This window comes from Dactylosporangium aurantiacum (assembly GCF_000716715.1).
Classification (GTDB): domain Bacteria; phylum Actinomycetota; class Actinomycetes; order Mycobacteriales; family Micromonosporaceae; genus Dactylosporangium; species Dactylosporangium aurantiacum.
Map to the genome: position 1 here is coordinate 1 of NZ_JNYJ01000001.1, position 19,952 is coordinate 19,952.

Annotated in this window: 17 protein-coding genes and 1 riboswitch; of the genes, 12 read left to right on the forward strand and 5 right to left on the reverse strand. The window is 74.3% G+C overall.

Annotation, left to right across the window (positions count from 1 at the left end):
- Positions 1-193: 193 nt before the first annotated feature.
- The gene (locus OP18_RS00005; RefSeq protein ID WP_033356567.1) at positions 194-1,168 is read right to left on the reverse strand and encodes an aldo/keto reductase; all 975 of its coding nucleotides are present in this window, start codon (positions 1,166-1,168) and stop codon (positions 194-196) included.
- A gap of 18 nt (positions 1,169-1,186) precedes the next feature.
- Here OP18_RS00005 and thiE point away from each other — a divergent pair, with 18 nt between their 5' ends.
- The 9 genes from thiE to OP18_RS00050 all read left to right on the forward strand — a co-directional run bounded on the left by thiE (position 1,187) and on the right by OP18_RS00050 (position 9,474).
- Positions 1,187-1,828, forward strand: a complete 642-nt coding sequence (thiE, locus tag OP18_RS00010) for a thiamine phosphate synthase (protein WP_033356568.1) — start codon at positions 1,187-1,189, stop codon at positions 1,826-1,828.
- A gap of 547 nt (positions 1,829-2,375) precedes the next feature.
- A complete protein-coding gene (gene thiO / locus OP18_RS00015; protein WP_052386003.1) occupies positions 2,376-3,410 on the forward strand; it encodes a glycine oxidase ThiO in 1,035 nt (344 codons plus the stop codon).
- Positions 3,411-3,435: 25 nt separating this feature from the next.
- Positions 3,436-3,546, forward strand: a riboswitch (TPP riboswitch).
- Positions 3,545-3,751: a sulfur carrier protein ThiS gene (thiS, locus tag OP18_RS00020; protein ID WP_033356569.1), complete on the forward strand. Its 207-nt coding sequence runs from the start codon at positions 3,545-3,547 to the stop codon at positions 3,749-3,751. It overlaps the preceding riboswitch by 2 nt.
- Before the next feature lie 148 nt (positions 3,752-3,899).
- A complete protein-coding gene (locus OP18_RS00025; protein WP_033356905.1) occupies positions 3,900-4,661 on the forward strand; it encodes a thiazole synthase in 762 nt (253 codons plus the stop codon).
- Positions 4,655-5,173, forward strand: coding sequence for a thiamine phosphate synthase (locus tag OP18_RS00030; RefSeq protein ID WP_033356570.1), 519 nt, complete (start codon positions 4,655-4,657; stop codon positions 5,171-5,173). The genes OP18_RS00025 and OP18_RS00030 overlap by 7 nt, the downstream gene beginning before the upstream one ends.
- Positions 5,170-5,970, forward strand: a complete 801-nt coding sequence (thiD, locus tag OP18_RS00035) for a bifunctional hydroxymethylpyrimidine kinase/phosphomethylpyrimidine kinase (protein WP_033356571.1) — start codon at positions 5,170-5,172, stop codon at positions 5,968-5,970. The genes OP18_RS00030 and thiD overlap by 4 nt, the downstream gene beginning before the upstream one ends.
- A gap of 67 nt (positions 5,971-6,037) precedes the next feature.
- Positions 6,038-7,582, forward strand: a complete 1,545-nt coding sequence (thiC, locus tag OP18_RS00040; protein WP_279327114.1) for a phosphomethylpyrimidine synthase ThiC — start codon at positions 6,038-6,040, stop codon at positions 7,580-7,582.
- Positions 7,583-7,603: 21 nt separating this feature from the next.
- The gene (locus OP18_RS00045) at positions 7,604-8,326 is read left to right on the forward strand and encodes a class I SAM-dependent methyltransferase (RefSeq protein WP_033356573.1); all 723 of its coding nucleotides are present in this window, start codon (positions 7,604-7,606) and stop codon (positions 8,324-8,326) included.
- Positions 8,326-9,474: an alkaline phosphatase family protein gene (locus tag OP18_RS00050; protein ID WP_052386004.1), complete on the forward strand. Its 1,149-nt coding sequence runs from the start codon at positions 8,326-8,328 to the stop codon at positions 9,472-9,474. Before OP18_RS00045 ends, OP18_RS00050 begins: the two co-directional genes overlap by 1 nt.
- A 143-nt stretch (positions 9,475-9,617) precedes the next feature.
- Here OP18_RS00050 and OP18_RS00055 read toward each other — a convergent pair whose 3' ends face one another.
- Positions 9,618-10,034 (reverse strand): hypothetical protein, encoded by a 417-nt coding sequence (locus OP18_RS00055; protein ID WP_033356574.1) that lies wholly within the window; start codon positions 10,032-10,034, stop codon positions 9,618-9,620.
- Between the two features lie 89 nt (positions 10,035-10,123).
- Between OP18_RS00055 and OP18_RS00060 the strand changes: the two genes are divergently transcribed.
- Both OP18_RS00060 and OP18_RS00065 read left to right on the forward strand, forming a co-directional pair.
- Complete coding sequence (locus OP18_RS00060) at positions 10,124-11,437, forward strand: DNA polymerase IV (RefSeq protein ID WP_081970099.1); 1,314 nt, start codon at positions 10,124-10,126, stop codon at positions 11,435-11,437.
- 151 nt (positions 11,438-11,588) lie between these two features.
- A complete protein-coding gene (locus OP18_RS00065) occupies positions 11,589-11,972 on the forward strand; it encodes a DUF3040 domain-containing protein (protein WP_033356576.1) in 384 nt (127 codons plus the stop codon).
- 980 nt (positions 11,973-12,952) lie between these two features.
- On the opposite strand, the gene OP18_RS00070 is transcribed toward OP18_RS00065, so the two are convergent.
- The 3 genes from OP18_RS00070 to OP18_RS00080 are packed head-to-tail and all read right to left on the reverse strand — an operon-like array spanning position 12,953 to position 17,795.
- Entirely contained in the window at positions 12,953-15,448 is a 2,496-nt protein-coding gene (locus OP18_RS00070) for a transglutaminase TgpA family protein (protein WP_033356577.1), read from the reverse strand.
- Positions 15,445-16,743, reverse strand: a complete 1,299-nt coding sequence (locus OP18_RS00075) for a DUF58 domain-containing protein (protein WP_033356578.1) — start codon at positions 16,741-16,743, stop codon at positions 15,445-15,447. Before OP18_RS00075 ends, OP18_RS00070 begins: the two co-directional genes overlap by 4 nt.
- Positions 16,744-16,745: 2 nt before the next feature.
- Positions 16,746-17,795, reverse strand: coding sequence for an AAA family ATPase (locus OP18_RS00080; RefSeq protein ID WP_033356579.1), 1,050 nt, complete (start codon positions 17,793-17,795; stop codon positions 16,746-16,748).
- A 285-nt stretch (positions 17,796-18,080) separates the two neighbouring features.
- On the opposite strand from OP18_RS00080, the gene OP18_RS60200 reads away from it, so the two are divergent.
- A complete protein-coding gene (locus OP18_RS60200; RefSeq protein ID WP_052386005.1) occupies positions 18,081-19,844 on the forward strand; it encodes a serine/threonine-protein kinase in 1,764 nt (587 codons plus the stop codon).
- Positions 19,845-19,952 lie beyond the last annotated feature (108 nt).

Below are 19,952 nucleotides of genomic sequence, written 5' to 3' on the forward strand. Positions count from 1 at the left end.
CGCCGCCGAGGGTGAGGAGCACGAGACCTCCTCGGAGTACGACCAGCTCGACGCGCTGCAGGCCCGCATGGAGAGCGCGTTCGCCGAGACCACCCAGCTGCACACCGACGGTGGCAGCGCCGCGCTGGGTGTCGCCTCCAACTAACGCTTTCAGGTGCGACGGCCGGCCCCGAGGGGCCGGCCGTCGCCGTGTTCAGTGCCCGAGGACCGGGTGCGGCACGTACGGCGCCTCGAGACGCTCGATCTCCTTGTCGTCCAGCGTCAGCTCGGTCGCGGCGATCGCGTCCTCCAGGTGCGACAGCTTCGTCGCGCCGACGATCGGCGCCGTCACCACCGGCCTGGACAGCAGCCACGCGAGCGCCACCTGCGCCGGGGCGACCCCGCGCTCGCCGGCCACCTCGGCGTTGACGTCGACCACGGCGAAGTCGTCGTCGGTGTACATGGAGCTGAACGCGTCGCTCGCGGCCCGCGTCGTGCGCCGCTCACCACCCCGGCCCCGGTTCCCGGCGAGCAGCCCGCGGGCGAGCGGGCTCCACGGGATGACACCGATGCCCTGGTCGGCGCAGAGCGGCAGCATCTCCCGCTCCTCCTCCCGGTACACCAGGTTGTAGTGGTTCTGCATCGACACGAACTCGGTCCAGCCGTGCGCCCTGGCCGTGTGCTGCAGCTTCGCGAACTGCCACGCGTACATGCTGGACGCGCCGATGTACCGGGCCTTGCCGGCCCGCACCACGTCGTGCAGCGCCTCCATCGTCTCCTCGACCGGGGTGTCCGGGTCGAAGCGGTGGATCTGGTACAGGTCGACGTGGTCGACGCCGAGCCGCCGCAGCGAGTTGTCGATGCCGGCGAGGATGTGCTTGCGCGACAGCCCGGAGTCGTTCGGCCGGTCGCTCATCACGCTGTACACCTTCGTCGCCAGCACGTAGTCGTCGCGCCGCGGGAAGTACTTCGCCAGCAGCCGCCCCGTGACGGTCTCGCTGGCGCCGAGGGAGTAGACGTCGGCGGTGTCGAAGAACGTGATCCCGGCCTCGACGGCGCGCCGCACGAACGGGTCCGCGGCCTCCTCGTCGAGCACCCAGTCACGCCACGCGGGATCGCCGTAGCTCATCATGCCGAGACAGATCTCGGAGACCTTCAGCCCGGTCCGGCCAAGTCGCACCTGCTTCATGTCTGAAAAGCTATCTCGGTGCACACCCTCGGACGACTGCATCTCGTCACTGACACCCGCCCCGGGCGGGACGTGCTCGGCGTGGTCGGACACGCCCTCGCCGCCGGGTTCGGCGTCGTGCAGGTCCGCCCGGAGGACGCCGTCACCGACCGGGAGGCGTACGAGCTGACCGTCCGCGTCCTCGCCCTGTGCCGCGCCGCCGGCGCGACCTGCCTGGTCAACGACCGTCTGCACGTGGCCCTCGCCGCCGGCGCCGACGGCGCGCACGTCGGCGCGGACGACCTGCCCGTCGCCGCGGCCCGCCGCGTCCTGGGCCCGCACGCGATCCTCGGCGCCACCGCCCGCGACCCGGTGACGGCCCGGCGGGCGGTCGCCGACGGCGCCACGTACCTGGGCGTCGGCCCGGCGTACGCGACGACCACGAAGACCGGCCTGCCCGACGCGATCGGCCCGGCCGGGGTGGGCGCCGTGGTGTCGGCGGTCGAGGTGCCGGTGGTCGCGATCGGCGGCGTCACCCCCGCGCGGGCGGCGGAGCTGTTCGCCGCCGGCGCCCACGCGGTCGCCGTGGTGGGCGCGATGAGCGGCGCCCCTGATCCGGCCGCGGCCGCGGCCGGCTTCGCGGCGGTCCTGGCCGCGGCGCCTCCGGAGCCGGCCCGATGAGGGCGGCGGGTGAGATGCGGGCCGCCGGGGCGACGAGGGCGGCCGGCGCGACCGCCTACTCCGCGGTGGCGCTGCTCACGTCCGGTCGGACGGGCCGTGCCGCCTTCCCGCCACGCCCTGACGCCGGCCGCAACCCGCTCCAGGAGCATCTGCCGGTGTCCGCCCCTGGCGCGTACCCGCCGGTGTCCTTCCGTGGCGCGTACCCGCCGGTGTCCTTCCGTGGCGCGTACCCGCCGGTGTCCTTCCGTGGCGCGCACCCGCCCGTGTCCTTCCGTGGCGCGCACCCGCCCGTGTCCTTCCGTGGCGCGCACTCGCCGGTGTCCTCCCGTGGCGCGCGCCCTCGCCTGTCCGGCCGCTGCCTGGACCGCCACGGCGCCGCCCGTCGCCTCGCGGTGCGTCACCCCGGAGCGGGTCCCCGCCCAGCGCAGCACCGTTCGGCGTCCCACCGGCCCCACCACCCTCCAGTTGACAAATACGAAATGTCGGATGTATCCGGGCGCTTGCGCCTGGATACATCCGGGGAGGCGGCGACCGTGGGAGGGGTGGCGTGAAGGTCGGGATCGTCGGCGGTGGGGTCATCGGACTCTCCGTCGCGTGGGAGCTGCTGCGCCGCGGGGCGCAGGTCACCGTGTACGACGCCGACCCCGGCCGGAGCGCGGGACGGGTCGCCGCGGGGATGCTGGCGCCGACCGCCGAGGCGGGCTTCGGGGAGGAGGCGCTGCAGGAGTTGATGCTCGAGTCGATGCGGCGCTGGCCCGCGTTCGCCGCCGGGCTCGCCGCCGCGACGGGGATGCCGCTCGGGTACCGGACGGACGGCACGCTGCTCGTGGCGCTCACCGACGACGACCTGGCCGAGGTGCGCCGGCTCGTCGACTACTACCGGCGGGCGGGCACCCCGATCGAGCCGCTCACCGGCCGCCGGCTGCGGGAGCTGGAGCCGCTGCTGAGCCCGCGGGTCCGCGGCGGGGCCCTCGCCGCCGGGGACCACCAGGTGGACCCGCGGCTGCTGCTGGCCGCGCTGCGGAGCCTGCCGGTGCGGCACGAGGCCCGCGACGTCACCGACCTGTCCAGCCTCCGGGACGATGTGATCATCGTCGCCAACGGGTGCGGGCTGGCCGCGGTGGCCGGGTTGCCGGTGCGGCCGGTGAAGGGCCAGCTGCTGCGGCTGCGGGGGCCCGAGCCGCTGCTCACGCACGTCGTACGGGGCGTCGCGCTCGGCCGGCACGTGTACCTGGTGCCCCGCGCCGACGGTGAGCTGGTCGTCGGGGCGAGCGAGGAGGAGCGCGGCGCCGACACGACGGTGACCGCGGGTGGGGTGCTCGACCTGCTGCGACCCGCGGCGGACCTGCTGCCCGGCGTCGCCGAGCTGGCCCTCGCCGAGACCCTCGCGGGGCTGCGGCCCGGCACCCCCGACAACGCCCCGGTCCTCGGGCACCTGCACGGCAACGTGTACGTCGCCGGCGGCCACTACCGCAACGGGGTGCTCCTCGCGCCGGTCACCGCGCACGCCGTCGCCGACCTCGTCACCAGGGGATCGACCGACGTTGACGTGAGCGGGTACGGGGTGAGCCGCTTTACCTGAGGACTGCGGCGGGGTTACCCTCAGCGCGTACCCCACGGGAGTCCGGTGTGACCGGGCTGAGAGGGGGGCTGTCAGCCCCCGACCGTCGAACCTGATCCGGATCATGCCGGCGCAGGGAGTCAGGAGTGAGCCGTATGCAGCTCGTGGTCAACGCCGTCGCCGCCGACGTCGCCGACACCGCCACCATCGCCGACGTGGTCGTGGGCCTCGCCGGGGTCGCCGACCCGCGCGGGATCGCCGTCGCGCTCAACGGGGCCGTGGTGCCCCGCGCCCGGTGGGCCGACACCCGGCCCGCCGACGGTGACACGGTCGAGGTGCTCACGGCGGTCCAGGGTGGCTGACCAGGGCAGCGGCGCCACGCCGCACGCGACGCTGACCGCCGCACCGCACGCCGGGGCACCGCACGCCGCGCCGCACGCAACGCCGGCCGGGGCGGCGACCGGGACACCGCACGCGCCGCCGGCCGCGAAGACCGACGACGCGGCGCCGGTGGACGCGCTCACGATCGCCGGGGAGGTGCTGCCGTCGCGGCTGATCCTCGGCACCGGCGGCGCCAGGAGCCACGCCGCGCTCGAGGCGGCGATCAGGGCCAGCGGCACCGGCCTCGTCACCGTCGCGCTGCGCCGGCTCGACCCGGGCGCGCCGTCGCTGCTGGACGTCGTGGAGCGGTGCGGGGTGCGCCTGCTGCCCAACACCGCCGGCTGCTACACCGCGACCGAGGCGGTGAAGCTCGCCCACCTGGCCCGCGAGGCGTTCGCCACGAGCTGGGTGAAGCTGGAGGTGATCGGCGACGAGGAGACGCTGCTGCCCGACGCGGTCGAGCTGGTGACCGCCGCGGAGCGGCTCGTCGAGGACGGGTTCACGGTGCTGCCGTACACCGGCGACGACCCCATCGTCGCGCAGCGCCTCGCCGACGCCGGGTGCGCGGCCGTCATGCCGCTCGGCGCGCCGATCGGCTCCGGGCTGGGCATCCGCAACCCGCACAACATCGCCCTCATCCGGCAGAAGGTGTCGGTGCCGGTGATCCTCGACGCCGGGCTCGGCACCGCGTCCGACGCCGCCCTCGCGATGGAGCTCGGCTGCGACGGGGTGCTGCTCGCGTCCGCGGTGACCCGCGCCGAGCACCCCGAGCGGATGGCGGCGGCGATGCGGCTCGCCGTCGAGGCCGGCCGGCTCGCCCACGCCGCCGGCAGGATCCCGCGCCGCCTGTACGCGACCGCCTCGAGCCCGACGGGAGGGCTGCCATGGTGACCCGACTGGTGCTGTTCACCGACCGGCGGCAGGCGCACCGGCCACTGGACGAGGTGGTCAACCGCGCGATCGACGGGGGTGTGCGGCTGGTCGTCCTCGGCGAGCGGGACCTGCCGGCGGGGCGGCGGGCGGACCTCGCCGACCGGCTGCGGGTCATGCTCGACGGGGTCAAGGGCCGCCTGGTGCTGGCCGAGGACACGACCGCGTTCCACAAGTGTCACGGCCTCGACGAGCTCGTCGCGGCGGACGCCGCCGGGGTGGGGTTCGCGACCCTGTCACCGATCTACCCGACCCGCTCCAAGCCCGGCTACGGACCGCCGCTGGGGCTGGCCGCCCTGTCCAGGATGACCCGGGTCGTCCCGCTGCTGCCCGTGTACGCCCTGGGCGGCGTCGACACACCGGGGCGGGTCCGGGACTGCCTCGACGAGGGCGCCACCGGGGTCGCGGTCATGGGCGCCGTCATGCGCGCCGAGGACCCCGCCCGGTTCGTCAAGGAGCTGATGACCGTATGAACCCTGTCGTCGCGCTGACGATCGCCGGTTCCGACTCCGGCGGGGGTGCCGGGATCCAGGCGGACCTGAAGACGTTCGCCGCGCACCGGGTCTTCGGCACCAGCGTGATCACGGCGCTGACCGCGCAGAACACCGTCGGGGTCAAGGACATCTCCACGGTCGACCCGGGGTTCGTGGGGGCGCAGCTGGACGCGGTCCTCGCCGACCTGCCCGTCGCCGCGGTGAAGACCGGGATGCTCGCCACGCCGCAGACCGTCGCCCTCGTCGCCGGGTACGCGCCCCGCCTGCCCGGCCTCGTCGTCGACCCGGTGCTCGTCGCCTCGTCCGGCGACCGGCTCTTCACCCGCGACGCCGAGCGGGCGTACCTGGACCTGCTCTTCCCGCACGCCGCCGTCGTCACCCCCAACCTGCGGGAGGCGTCGGTGCTGCTCGGCCGGGACGTCACCGACGTCGACGACGCGGTCAAGGCCGCCGAGGACCTCGCCGCGACCGGCCCCCGCTGCGTCGTGGTGAAGGGCGGGCACCTGCGCGGCAGCAGTGACGCCGTCGACGTCGTCTGGGCCGGCGGCACCGTCGAGCTGCTGCACGCGCCGTGGATCGACACGGCCAACAACCACGGGACCGGGTGCACGTTCGCGGCGGCGACCGCGGCCCGGCTCGCGCTCGGCCAGCCCGTCGCCGAAGCCCTCGCCGGGGCCAAGGCGTACGTGCACGCGGCCCTGACCGCATCGTCCGACTGGCGGCTCGGCGGCGGGCACGGCCCCCTCGCCTGGGGCCCGTTCGACCAGCTCACCTAGTACATCCGCCGCAGAAACGCGAACAGGTGCGCCCGTGGCGTGCCGGCTTCGCCGTGCCCACGAAAGGATCGCCATGAAGCGCAAGGTCCACGTCCAGGGGTCCCGCGACGACATCCGCGTGCCGTTCGCCGAGGTCGAGCTGAGCGGGGACAACCCGCCGGTGCGCCTGTACGACACCTCCGGCCCCCTGAACGACCCGCCCACCGGGCTGCCGCCGCTGCGCGCGCCGTGGATCGCCGAACGCGGCGTCGAACGGACCCAGCTGTACTACGCGCGGCAGGGGATCGTGACCCCGGAGATGGAGTTCGCCGCGATCCGCGAGGGCGTCGAGCCGTCGGTCGTGCGCGAGGAGATCGCCGCCGGCCGGGCGATCCTGCCGAACAACGTCAACCACCCGGAGAGCGAGCCGATGGTCATCGGCAGCCGCTTCCTGGTCAAGGTCAACGCCAACATCGGCACGTCCGCGGTCTCCTCCGGCGTGCAGGAGGAGGTCGCCAAGCTCACCTGGGCGACCCGGTGGGGCGCCGACACCGTCATGGACCTGTCCACCGGCAAGCACATCCACGCCACCCGCGAGGCGATCGTGCGCAACTCGCCGGTGCCGATCGGGACCGTGCCGATCTACCAGGCGCTGGAGAAGGTCGGCGGCGACCCGCTGAAACTGACCTGGGAGGCGTACCGCGACACCATCGTCGAGCAGGCCGAGCAGGGCGTCGACTACATGACCGTGCACGCCGGGGTGCTGCTGCGGTACGTGCCGATGACCGTCGGGCGGGTCACCGGCATCGTGTCGCGCGGCGGGTCGATCATGGCCGCGTGGTGCCTGGCCCGGCACGAGGAGAACTTCCTCTACACCCACTTCGCCGAGCTGTGCGAGATCTTCGCCCGGTACGACGTCGCGTTCTCCCTCGGCGACGGGCTGCGGCCCGGCTCGATCGCCGACGCCAACGACGAGGCGCAGCTGGCGGAGCTGCGCACGCTCGGCGAGCTGACGAAGATCGCGTGGGAGCACGACGTGCAGGTCATGATCGAGGGCCCGGGGCACGTGCCCATGCACAAGATCAAGGAGAACGTGGACCTGCAGAAGGAGTGGTGCCACGAGGCGCCGTTCTACACGCTCGGCCCGCTCACCACGGACGTGGCGCCCGCGTACGACCACATCACCAGCGCGATCGGCGCGGCCATGATCGCCATGTACGGCACGGCGATGCTCTGCTACGTGACGCCGAAGGAGCACCTCGGGCTGCCCAACCGCGACGACGTCAAGGCCGGCGTCATCGCCTACAAGATCGCCGCGCACGCCGCCGACCTGGCCAAGGGCCACCCGGGCGCGCAGGCGTGGGACGACGCGCTGTCCAAGGCGCGGTTCGAGTTCCGCTGGGAGGACCAGTTCAACCTCGCCATGGACCCGGACACCGCCCGCGCGTACCACGACGAGACCCTGCCGGCGCAGCCCGCGAAGACCGCCCACTTCTGCTCCATGTGCGGCCCCAAGTTCTGCTCCATGAAGATCAGCCAGGATCTGCACGAGTACGCGGCGCTCGGCATGGAGGCGAAGTCGGCGGAGTTCGCGTCGTCCGGCGGGCAGGTGTACCTCCCCGTCGTGTCGTAGCGGGGTACTAAGGTCGGTGGGGTGGAGTCCTCAGTGGCGTCGCCACGCACCGCGGTGGTCTGGCAGGTCCTGCGTCGCGAGATCGCCGCGGCCGACCACCCCCTGACCGCCCTCGACGTCGGCGGCGGCACCGGCGGGTTCGCCGTGCCGCTCGCCCGCGCCGGGCACGCCGTCACCGTCGTCGACCCGAGCCCCGACGCCCTGGCCGCGCTCACCCGGCGGGCCGCCGAGGCCGGTGTCGCCGAGCGGATCACCGCCGTGCAGGGCGACGGCGACGGACTCGCCGACCTCATCCCGCCCGGCAGCGTCGACCTGGTGCTGTGCCACAGCATGCTGGAGGTCGTCGACGACCCGCACAAGGTCGTCAGCGCGCTCGCCGCCACCCTGCGCCCCGGCGGCGTCGCCAGCGTGGTCGTCGCCAACCGCGCCGCCGCCGTCCTCGCCAAGGCCATCGGCGGGCACCTCGCCGCCGCGTCGCTGCTCGTGGCCAGCCCCGACGGGCGCGGGGACAGCCGCGACCGGCTCAGCCGGCGCTACGACGTCGACACCGCGACCGCGCTGCTGTCCGGCTGCGGGTTCACCGTCGAGCAGATCCACGGCGTGCGGATCATCACCGACCTCGTGCCCGGCAGCGTCGCGGAGAGCGAGCCGGAGGCGCTGCAGGCGTTCGAGCTGGCGCTCGCCGGCACGCCGCCCTACCGGGACATTGCCACCCAGCTGCACCTGCTGGCCCGGAAGTCCTGATGGGCCTGCTCGACCCCGTCGCACCCCGCTACGGGCAGGCCAGCCTCGCCGAGGTCATGCCCAGCGTGCTCAGCGTGCTCGGGATGCCGTACGAGCGCGACGCCCTCGGTCTCGGCGCCGCCCTCGCCGGCGTCGACCGGGTCGCCGTGCTGCTGCTCGACGGCCTCGGCTGGCACCAGCTCGGCGTCGCCGCGCCGCACGCGCCCACCCTCACCGACGTCCTCGGCGGCCGGCTCGGCACCGCCCGGTCGATCACCGCCGGCTTCCCGTCCACGACCCCGGTCAGCCTCGTCACCCTCGGCACCGGCGCGCCGCCCGGCGCCCACGGCATCGTCGGCATCGTGCTCAACCAGCCCGGCACCGACAAGCTCGTCAACCACCTGCACTGGGACGGCCAGCCCGACCCGCAGCAGTGGCAGCCGCTGCCGACCGCGTTCACCCGGGCCGTCAACGCGGGGCTCGCCCCGACCGTGGTCAGCAACCCGCTGTTCGAGCGGACCGGGCTGTCCGTCTCCGCCTACCGGGGCGCCCGCTTCGGCGCCGGGGTCGTCGCCGACGAGGTCGCCACCGCGATGCTCGCCGCGCTGTCCACGTCCCGCCTGGTGTACGGCTACCTGCCCGACGTCGACCGGGCCGGCCACGACCACGGCATCGGCACCGGCGAGTGGCGCACCGCCGTCGGCAACGCCGACCGCCTCCTCACCCGCCTCATCGACGGGCTGCCGCCCAACACCGGGCTCGTCGTCACCGCCGACCACGGCCAGCTCGACGTCCCCGCCGACCGGCGCCTCGACCTCGACAAGGACCGCCGGCTGCAGGCCGGGATCGCGGTCGTCGCCGGCGAGCCGCGGGTGCGCTACCTGCACACGATCCCCGGCGCCCGCGCCGACGTCATCGCCACCTGGCAGGGCGTCCTGGGCGGGGCCGCGACCGTGCTCAGCCGGGACGAGGCGGTGGCGGCGGGCTGGTTCGGGCCGATCCCGCAGCAGCACCTGGCGCGGGTCGGCGACGTCGTGGTCATCTGCCACGAGCGGTGGGTGATCCTGGCGTCGGAGCACGAGCCGTCGAAGTTCACCCGGATGGTGGCGTTCCACGGGTCGAGCACGGCGGCGGAGATGCAGATTCCGCTGCTGGTGGTGCGAAGGTAGGCCGGTGCTCGGGTCCGGGCCGCGGTCCGGGTTTCCGGTCTGCGGTGCGCCGCGTGGTCCGGGTTTCGGGTCTGCGGTGCGTCGCGTGGTCCGGGCTCCCGGTCTGCGGTGCGTCGCGTGGTCCGGGCTCCGGTCGGGCCGCGTCACCCCGTACGGGTGAGGCAGCGCATCGTCGCCGCCAGCTCGGGGCCGGCGTCCAGCGCGTGCTCCAGCACGATCCCGAGCAGCTCCTCCCGGGTCCCGGCGACCACGACCCCCGGCGCCCCCGCGACCGGGTCGTCGCCGAGCACCGCCACCCGCGCCCGGCGCAGCCCGAGCTGCCCCGCGGAGTTCAGGAACGTCTCACCCTCCGCCGGCAGCGGCACCCGCCGGGCCCGCGTCCAGCCCGCGACCAGCAGCACCGCCACCGCGCACCGGTCGGTCCCCGGCCGCCAGGCGGCGCCCCCGTCGGTCATCAACCCCGGCGCGACGCAGCGCACCAGCTCCGGACGGTGCAGCCGCAGCCCCTCGACCGCCGCGACGACCGGCGCCAGCGGCGACGTCAACGCGAGGAGGGCCATGCCAGCGAAGGTGAGGCATACCTAACTTGTCGTCAATTCGTTCACGTGTACGGCCCGATTTTGTCGGGGGGTCTGACTAAGGTGCGGGCATGGGGCGGAGTCAGGCGGTGCCGAGGGACGGTTCGGGCGCGGGGGAGTTCGGCCCCGACGCCGACGACACCGGCTGCACGGTGCTGCACGTCGACATGGACGCGTTCTACGCCTCCGTCGAGATCCGTCGCCGCCCGGAGCTGCGCGGCAAGCCCGTCATCGTCGGCGGCGCCGGCCCGCGCGGCGTCGTGTCCGCCGCCAGCTACGAGGCCCGCAAGTTCGGCGTGCACAGCGCCATGCCCGGCAGCCGGGCGCAGCGGCTGTGCCCGCACGGCATCTTCCTGCCGCCCGACTTCGCCGCGTACACGGAGGCGTCCCGCGCGGTCATGGCCATCTTCCGCGACGTGACGCCCCTGGTGGAGCCGCTGTCGCTCGACGAGGCGTTCCTCGACGTGGCCGGCGCCCGCCGGCTCCTGGGCCGCCCCGCGCGGATCGCCGCGCTGATCCGCCACCGGGTCGCCACCGAGCAGCGGCTCACCTGCTCCGTCGGGGTCGCCTCGACCAAGTTCATGGCCAAGCTCGGCTCGACCCGCGCCAAGCCCGACGGCATGGTCGTCGTGCCGACCGCGGGCGCCCTGCGGTATCTGCACCCGCTGCCGGTCAGCGCGCTGTGGGGCGTCGGCGACCGCACCGCCGAGACCCTCCAGCGGCTCGGCCTCAAGACCGTCGGCGACCTCGCCGCCGCCCCGCTCGGCATGCTCCGCGCCGCCGTCGGCGACGCCGCCGCCCACCACCTGCACGAGCTGTCCTGGGCGAGGGACCCCCGGCGGGTGATTCCTGACCACGTGGAGAAGTCGATCGGCGCGGAGACCACGTTCGACGTCGACGTGAGCGACCTGTCAATCATCCGACGCACGATGCTCGCCCTGTCCAACAAGGTCGCCCAGCGCCTCCGTCACGCCGGCCAGGCCGGCCGGACCGTCTCCGTCAAGATCAGACTGGCGGACTTCCAGACGCTGAGCCGGTCACGCACCGTAGACGTGCCGACCGACGTCGCCCGCGAGATCTTCGAGATCTCCTGGCCGCTGTTCACCGCCGCCCGCCCCGGCGAGCGCGTCCGCCTCATCGGCGTGCGCGTCGAGGGCCTCACCACCGCCGACGGAGCGCCACGACAGATGACGCTCGGTGAGCGCGACCACGGCTGGCGCGACGCCGAGCGCGCCGCCGACGCGGTCGCCGCCCGCTTCGGCAAGGGCCTCGTCCAGCCCGCCAGCCTCCTGCGCGGCGACGGCATGCGCCAGGACGGAAACGGCGCCGCACCGGCCCCCGACCACCCCGAAGGACCACCGACGCGCCACAATGGGGGCAGATAGAGCCCGACTCGACGGAAAATCGGCACGGCCGGACCATCGTCCCGCTTTCCGACCCGGTGAGCCCCTCGTAAACTTGCCAGTACGCAGCCCGACGGGCTGTGCCGGACTGTCGGTCCATCAGGGTCGACCTTCGCGACCGGGGAGGAGTGCCGTGCCGCTCTCGGAACACGAGCAGCGGCTGTTCGAGCAGATCGAGCGGTCGCTAGCCGAGGACCCCAAGTTTGCCTCGGCGGTGCGTGCCACCGACCCGCGGTTCCATGCCAAGCGTCGGATGATCGCCGCCGCGGTGCTCCTCCTGGCCGGCATGGCACTACTGGTCTATGGCGTCGCCATCTCAATCCCACCCCTCGGCGTCGGCGGTTTCGTCGTCATGCTGGGCGCCCTCGTCTTCGGCGTCCAGGCTTACCGCCGTGGACAGAGCACCGACCTGCACGCCGTCGGCGGCACCGCCACCCGCCGCACCCGGCAACGCAGAGCCGGCCTGGTCGACCGCCTGGAAGAACGCTGGCGCCGCCGCCCAGAAGGCGACGCCTGACCAACCAGGCCGACCGAGGGCGCGCCGACACCCGTTGTCGACGCGCCCATCCCGTCTGCCCGCGTCCGCACAGGTAGACGCCGTTGCGGCGACGCTCCGGGACAGGCCGCGCCGTGTTGGGGGCCAGCCAATCCCGCGTAGGGAGACACCGCGCGTGCCGGGAGACGCCCGCGTGTGCCGAGAGAGACCGCGTGTGCCGGGAGACACCGTGCTGGGTCAGAGCCCCAGCCGGCCCCGCCGGGGAACCCAGCCGCGCCGGGACACGCCACGCCGTGTGGGAGGCCCCGGCCCCGCTGGGAGGCGCCGAGCAGGTAGACGACGGGAGCTGCCCCGGGAGGCGCCGCGCTGTGTGGGAAGGCCCAGCCAATCCCGCGTACGGGACGCCGCGCCTGCCGGGAGACACCGCGCTGTGTCAGAGCCCCAGCCAGTCCGCCGGGGAACACAACCGCGCCGGGGACGCCGCGCCGTCTGGGGAAGCCCAGCCGGTCCCGCGTGGGGGAGACCCCGGCCCGCCGGCGAGGAGGCCGCGGGCCTGCGCAGTGCCCGGGACGCCACCCACGTGTCAGGACGTGCGGTCACCCGCCCGGGCTAGCCCTCACACTTGGACCTGAGCCCGCCGTCCCGCCCGCGTTTCGTCGAGGCCGCCGCCTTGCCCGCGTGAGGGCCCGCGATGACCCGCCTGGACCGGCACCCGTCTGGACCGGCACCCGTCTGGACCTGCCGCCCCCCGCCGGCCCTGTTCCACGCCGGGACGGACGATGCCGTCGGCCTTTCATGACGACCGCGACTGCCGCCGGGGCCACCCCTGGCGCACCCGCGACGCATCGGCGCTGACCTGTGGACCACCGCCATGGGGACGTCACCCCCGGCGTGGATTGCGGGGTGAAGTGTCCGCCCGAGCGAACCAGGTCCCGACACGCCGGTGACCTTGGGCGAAGCGGCGCGGGCCGCGTCGTCCAAGGTCACCTGGCACAGGCGGGTCAGCGGTCGGCGCGGCGGGCGACGAAGCGGCGGACGCTGATGGCGCGCATCACGGAGTCCCAGCCGCGGCCGAGCCACTGGGAGGCGGCGCTGGCGCGTTGGGAGGTGGCCGCGCGCCAGCGGCGCAGGACCGACGGGGGCAGGATGACGGCCAGGATGCGGGTCTTGCGGCTGGAGCGGGCGGCGAACGCCGACCGGACCTCGTCGACCGCGTTGCGCAGCTCGCCGCCGGTGAGGGGGTGGCGGGCGTACCTGGCGTGCTCCTCGACCGTGCTGAGCAGGCGGACCCCCTGCTCGGCCCGGTCCCGGAGGCGTTCCTTGGTGACCAGGCGGGTGACGGTGGCCCTGGGCGTCTCGGCGTCGTCGGTCGGCACGTGGTAGTCGACCATCGTGTCGATGAGCTCGTCCCAGGCGTGGTGGGCGTTGGAGCGGGCCGTGCCGTCGTCGGCGAGGAGCACCATGACGCCCGGTGGGGCGCCGTCCGGGGCGGGGCCGGCGCCGAAGTCCGGGGCGGCGTTCGCGGCGAGGCCGGCGGCCCGCAGGCGGTTGCGGCGGGTCCGGCCGCGGGTGAGGGCCGGGGACAGCAGCAGGCCGGCCAGCAGCAGGCCCGCGAGCGTCCAGGCGCCGATCGAGGCGAGCAGGATGAGGGTCGTGCCGTCCTCGGTGGTGCCGCCGGTGCCGGCGGTGTTGCCGGGGTTGTTGCCGGGGTCGGTGACGGCGCCGGCCTGGGCGTCGGTGCTCTCGTTCGGGTTCGGGCGGTTGCGCAGGTTCTCGTCCGCCGGGTCGATCGTGTCGCTGGTCGCGCTCGGCAGGTACGACGTGGACACCGAACCGCCGATCGCCTGCGACGGGGTCGCGTCGAACGGCAGCCAGCCGTAGCCGGGGAAGTACACCTCGGTCCAGGCGTGCAGGTTGAAGTTCGTCAGCGTCATCGTCTGGTCCTTGCGGGTGCCGCCGCGGGCGAAGCCGAACGCGACCCGCGACGGGATCTTCGCCTCGCGCAGCAGCCAGCCGAAGGCGGCCGCGTACTGGGCGCAGTAGCCGCGCTTGTTGCGCAGGAAGTCGGCGATGCCGGTGCCGCTGGTGTCGGCGCCGGTGCTGGTGTCGTAGACGAAGCCGTTGGCCTGCGAGAAGTACTCGAAGATGGCCTTGACCTTGTCGTACTGGGTGGTCTTGCCCTTGGTCAGCTCGGCGACCTTCTCCTTGACGACGGTGTTCTGCGGCGCGGTCATCGTGCCGCGCAGCGCAGGGTCGCTCTCCTTCACCGGGGCGGCCTTGCGCAGGTCGTCGGGGGAGATCTCGGGCCGGGTGTACTCGACCGTGTACTTCTTCTTCGCCGTGGTCTGCTTGCTGGAGTACACGACGGCGGTGTTGCGGTCGAACGACCAGCTGTTGTCGATCTTCTCCAGCTTCGTCGGCCAGGTGTAGATCGGCAGGAAGTAGATCGCGAGCTCGTTGGTGATCTCGATGCTGGCCTTGTGGGTGACGGTCTTCACCGACGGGTCCCAGCCGGGGCCGGGCAGGCCGGAGCCGACCGACTGGCCGCCGGAGATCGGCTTGGCGTTGAAGCCGCGGCTGGTGAGCTCCTCCAGCACGTTGAAGCGCAGGTAGTACGGGTTCGGGTCGTTGCTGACGTTGGTCACCTTGACCATGTCGAACGCCTTGTCCCGGTTCAGCTGGCCCGACAGCAGGGCGAACATGCTGACCTGCTTGCCGTTCTTGCCGCCGGGGCCGATCCCGCCACCGCCGCCGGCACCCGCGCCGATGGAGTCGATCACGCCGGCGGGCATCGCGAACGGCACGAGCGGCAGCAGTACCGCCGCGATGACACCCACCGCACCGAGTCGCTGACCGGCGGCGGCGAGGGGCGACGGCTCCCACAGGTCGACGTCGCGGCCGTCGCCGGTGAACCGGCGGCCGAACCGGCGGACCCGGTCGACGTTGTCGGTGACGAGCAGCCACAGGAAGCCCACGGCGCCGAGCGCGAACGGGAACCAGTTCGTGCTCTCCGTGGTCACCGTGACCGGCACCGAGTAGATCGCGAGCATCGGCAGGCCGGCCAGGGCGGGCCGGCGCAGCACGACCGCGAACAGGTCGACGATGAGCGCGACGACCGCGACCCCGAGGGTCGCCAGGAACAGGAACCCGGGCCGGTCACCGACCGGGGTGGCGAACTCGCTCATCTCGGTCGACGCGGTGCTCAGCAGCGAACCGAAGTGCTTGATCGTGCCGGGTGACGGGATGATCCCGAGGAACTCCCTGGAGCTCGGGTACAGCCAGGTCAGCCCGAACAGCGCGGCGACGGCCATCGCGGCGGTCGGCGCCCACGTCGGCGCGCGCAGGCTGCGCACCACCAGCGCCGCCCCGCACATGGCGGCCACGACGAGGAAGGCCCGGACCGCCCAGGTGATCTCCTCGAAGACGTTGATGAGCGGCAACGCCGACAGGAACGCCGCGCCGGCGGCGATCAGGGTCAGGTGCTTGCGCTGGTTCACCGCACTCCTCCGGCGACGCTCTCCGCCGACGCGGCCCGCCAGGCGAAGCCCTGCGACCCCCGTCCGGCCTGTGGCCACAGTGCGGGCAGTTTCGCACCGTGCGGCACCTCGACGACCCGCCAGCCGCTGCGCAGCAGCGCGAGCGAGGCGACGCCGTGGGCCTTGTCGGCCTCCTCCCGGGCCGCGGTCGGCAGGTTGAGCCACGTCGAGGAGTCGATGAACAGCGCGACGCAGGTCGCGTTGTTGGACCGGAACCCGGCCAGCAGCTCCGCCTCCGCCGACGACAGCAGCCCGAAGATGCCGATGATCAGGCCGCCGTCGCTGCGGCGGCGGACCCGGTCGATGAGGGTGCCGATGTCGCCGCGCTGGGCCAGTCGCACGTCGGCGAGCTGGTCGAGCAGCGGGCCGTCACCGTCGATCTCGGTCGCGTCGACGTCGACCCCGCCGTCGGTGACCAGGCGCATCTTGTACCCGGCGTGCCGCAGGTGCACCGCGACGCTCGCGGCCGCCGACACCGCCCACTCGAAGCTGGCGGTCGGGCCCTCCCCGCGGTGCGCGGTCGAGCGGGTGTCCAGCACGACCGTCGCCCGGCTCTCCCACGGCTGCTCCTCGCGGCGCACCATGAGCTCGCCGGTGCGGGCGGTGGAGCGCCAGTGGACCCGGCGCAGGTCGTCGCCGTAGCGGTACTCGCGGGTCGCGGCGTCGTCCTCGCCGTGCACGGCCACGGACCGGGCCCGGCTCTCCCCGGACCCGGCGAACTCGCCGGCGAGGCGCACCGACGGCAGCGGCACCACCTGCGGGATGACGGTGAGCCGGTCCACGGACGGGAAGGCCCTGGTCAGCTCGCACAGCCCGAACGGGTCGGTGAGGCGCACGACGAGCGGGCCCACCTCGTACCGGCCGCGGACGTCGGCGCGGACCGTGTACGCCACGGAGCTGGCCTGGTGCGCGCCGAGCTTCTCCAGCACCAGCCGGGGGCGGCTGCCCAGCGCGTACGGCAGCCGGTCCTCCAGCAGCATCGTGCCGGTGGGCAGGCGGGACAGGTTCTGCAGGCGCAGGATCACCCGGGCGCTGGCGCCGACCTGGACCCGGTGCGGGTCGAGGGTACGGCTGCACGACAACCGGTACCGGGTGCGCCCGACGTAGGCGGCCGACAGCAGCGGCAGCGCCGCGAGCAGCACCGCGACGCGCAGCAGGTCCCGCTCGCCGAGGATGAACGACGCGATGAGGGCCGCTGCGGCGGCGGCCAGGAAGCTACGGCCCCGGGTGGTGAGCCCCCGCAGCGCCTCGCGCATGCTCAGCGACCTCCGAACTGTTGCCCGCGGGGCGGCGCGGTGCGGGTGTCGTACGGCGAGCGCGGCTGGCGGTCCGACGGCAGCGGCAGCCGGTGGACCAGCTCGGCGATGATCGCGTCGGTGGTGCGCCGCGACAGCTGCGCCTCGGCGGTCGGGATGACCCGGTGCGCGAGGACCGGCACGGCCAGGGCCTGCAGGTCGTCGGGGAGCACGAACTCGCGGCCCTCGAGGGCGGCGACGGCCCGGGCGGTGCGCAGCAGCTGCAGCGTCGCGCGGGGCGACGAGCCCAGGCGCAGCTCGCTGGACTCGCGGGTCGCGGTGACGATGTTGACCGCGTACTGCTTCACCGCGTCGGCGACGTGCACGTCGCGGACCGTGGCGATCATGCGGCGGACCTGGGTGGCGTCCGAGACCGGCAGGATGTCGTCGAGCGCGTCGTGACGGCCGTGCACGTCGAGCATCGCCAGCTCGGCACCCATGTCGGGGTAGCCCATCGCGATCCGGGCGGTGAACCGGTCGCGCTGCGCCTCCGGCAGCGGGTAGGTGCCTTCCATCTCGATCGGGTTCTGCGTGGCGATGACCATGAAGGGCACCTGCAGCGGGTAGGTCGCGCCGTCGACCGTGACCTGCCGCTCCTCCATGCTCTCCAGCAGCGCCGACTGGGTCTTCGGGGAGGCCCGGTTGATCTCGTCGCCGACGACGATGTTGGCGAACACCGCGCCCGGCTTGAACTCGAAGTCGCGGGTCTCCTGGTTGTACACGCTGACGCCGGTGACGTCGCTGGGCAGCAGGTCCGGGGTGAACTGGATGCGCCGCACCGAGCAGTCGATCGACCGCGCGAGTGCCTTGGCGAGTTTGGTCTTGCCGACGCCGGGAACATCTTCGATGAGGAGGTGGCCCTCAGCGAGCATCACGGCGAGCGCCAGCCGCACCGTCGCGGTCTTGCCCTCGATGACCTGCTCGATGTTGGCGACGATCGCATCGGTCGCGGCTCGGAACTCCGGGCTGGGTAGTGGGGCCCCGAGCTCCTCGAACGTGCGGTGCCTGGTCAACTGGCCTCCTCGTGTCCTGCTGTGGCCACCGTTAGGTGATAGACCCGTAGGTGGACCGCCCGGTTGCACGAAAAGGTTGGCAAGCCGAGCCGTTGTGTATCCCCTCAGGCTAGCCGGGGAATTGACGCCGCGCCGCACCGGAAAACGTCATTACGGACATCACGGTCGTGACTGTCCGCGACGTTTTTCCGGCGGGCCGGCGGCGAGCCGCACGTACCCACGCAAATGTTCAACAAACGGATCTGCCGAGATGCGCTGGGCGCCGATTCCGGCAGACTGGGACCCGTGCAGGAGGGGCAGCTCATCAACGGCCGCTACCGTCTCGGCGCCCAGCTCGGCGAGGGCGGCATGTCGGTGGTCTGGCAGGCCCGCGACGAGGTGCTCGACCGGTCCGTCGCGGTCAAGGTCCTCGCCGGCCCGTTCGCCGGCGACGCCGACTGGCACCGCCGGATCCGGGTCGAGGCCCGCGCCGCCGCAAGCCTTTCGCACCCGAACGTCACCAATGTCTATGACTACGGCGAAACCGCCGAGGGCAGCCCGTTCGTCGTCATGGAGCTGCTGCGCGGCCCGACCCTCGCCCAGCGGCTCACCGAAGGGCCGCTGCACCCCGCCGCCGCCATCCGGGTCTGCGCCGAGGTCGCCGCGGGCCTCGCCGCCGCGCACGCCGAGCAGCTCGTGCACCGCGACGTCAAACCCGGCAACGTCGTGCTCACCGCGGCCGCGGCGAAGCTCGTCGACTTCGGCATCGTCGGCACCCCCGGCGACCCCGGCAGCGGCCTCGACGCCGACGGCCTGGTCCTGGGCACCCCCGCCTATCTCGCCCCGGAGCGGCTCGTCGGCGACGACGCGGTGCCCGCCAGCGACGTCTACGCGTTCGGGCTGCTGCTGTACCGCTGCCTCACCGGCCGGCTGCCGTGGGACAGCGAGACCACCACGCAGATGCTGCGCTCCCACGTCACCGTCGCCCCGGAGCCGCTGCCGCAGCTGCCCGGGGTGCCGCCGCAGGTCCGGCAGCTGTGCATGCGCTGCCTGGTCAAGGCCCCCGCGGCCCGGCCGTCCGCGGAGGAGGCGGCCGCGGTCCTCGCCGAGGCCGCCGGCATCACGCCACGTCCCGAGCTGGCCCTGGTACGGCCGGCGCCCGGCCCGGCCGCCGCGGCCGGCACCGCCGGCGGGACGCCCGACGCGACCGCACCCGCGGACGCCACCGCACTGGTCGTCGCCCTGTCGGGCCCGGCCGGCGCGGTGACGGCCGGCGGCGCGTCAGCCGGCGGCGCCGGCGAGGCCGATCCGGACGTGACCGGTGCCCTGGGCGCCGAGGGCCGCCCGCACGACGACGGCGCGACCGGGCCGGTCGCCCTCGCCGCTCCCGGCGCGGCGCCCGTGCCCCGCGGGGAGGGCGCGACCGACGTGATCGGCGACGACGCCGGCGACCGCCGGCGGGTCCTCGCCGGGCTCGCCGTGGTGGTCGCCGTCGCGGCGCTGCTGGTCACGTTCGTGCTCAACCGGCCGGCCGACACCCCGCGGGCCGCGGCCGAGGCCGCCCGGGCCACCGGCCGGGCCGCACCGCCGGCCGGTGGGCAGACCGGCAGCCCGTCCGGTGGGCAGACCCCGGCCGCCGACGGCGGCACCGGCGGTTCGTCCGGCGCCGCGACCGGTGCCGGCGCGGGCCAGGGCGGTCAGGGCGGCGGTCCCGGCGGCGGTCCCGGCGCCGGCCCGGCCGGAGGCCCCGGTGGGGCGGGCGCGGGCGGCGGGCCGGGCGGCAACGCCGGCGGCCCGGCCGGCGGCGGCCCGAGTGGCGGGCAGGGTGGCGCGGCGCCGCCGCCCGCCGGGAACCCGGTCCGGATCGGCACCCCCGGCGGGGTGATCGTCGCCGTGTGCGGCGGCGGCAAGGTCAACGTCACCGGCGCCGAGCCCGCCGCGGGCGGCACGCTGGTGTCGCTGCAGTCGGGGCCCCGCGACAAGTCCCGGGTCGAGTTCAACGTCGCCGGGGTGCGGCTGCGCTACGAGGTCAGGTGCGTCGGCGGCGTGCCCGTCGCGACCCCGGACTGAAACGCGCTGCGGGCGGCGGCCGGCGCTGCGGTACACTGCGAGGCATGACACGGGTTGTCCGGCTTCTTAGCGAGCCGTGCTGACGCACTGACAGCGTCCGCACGGCGA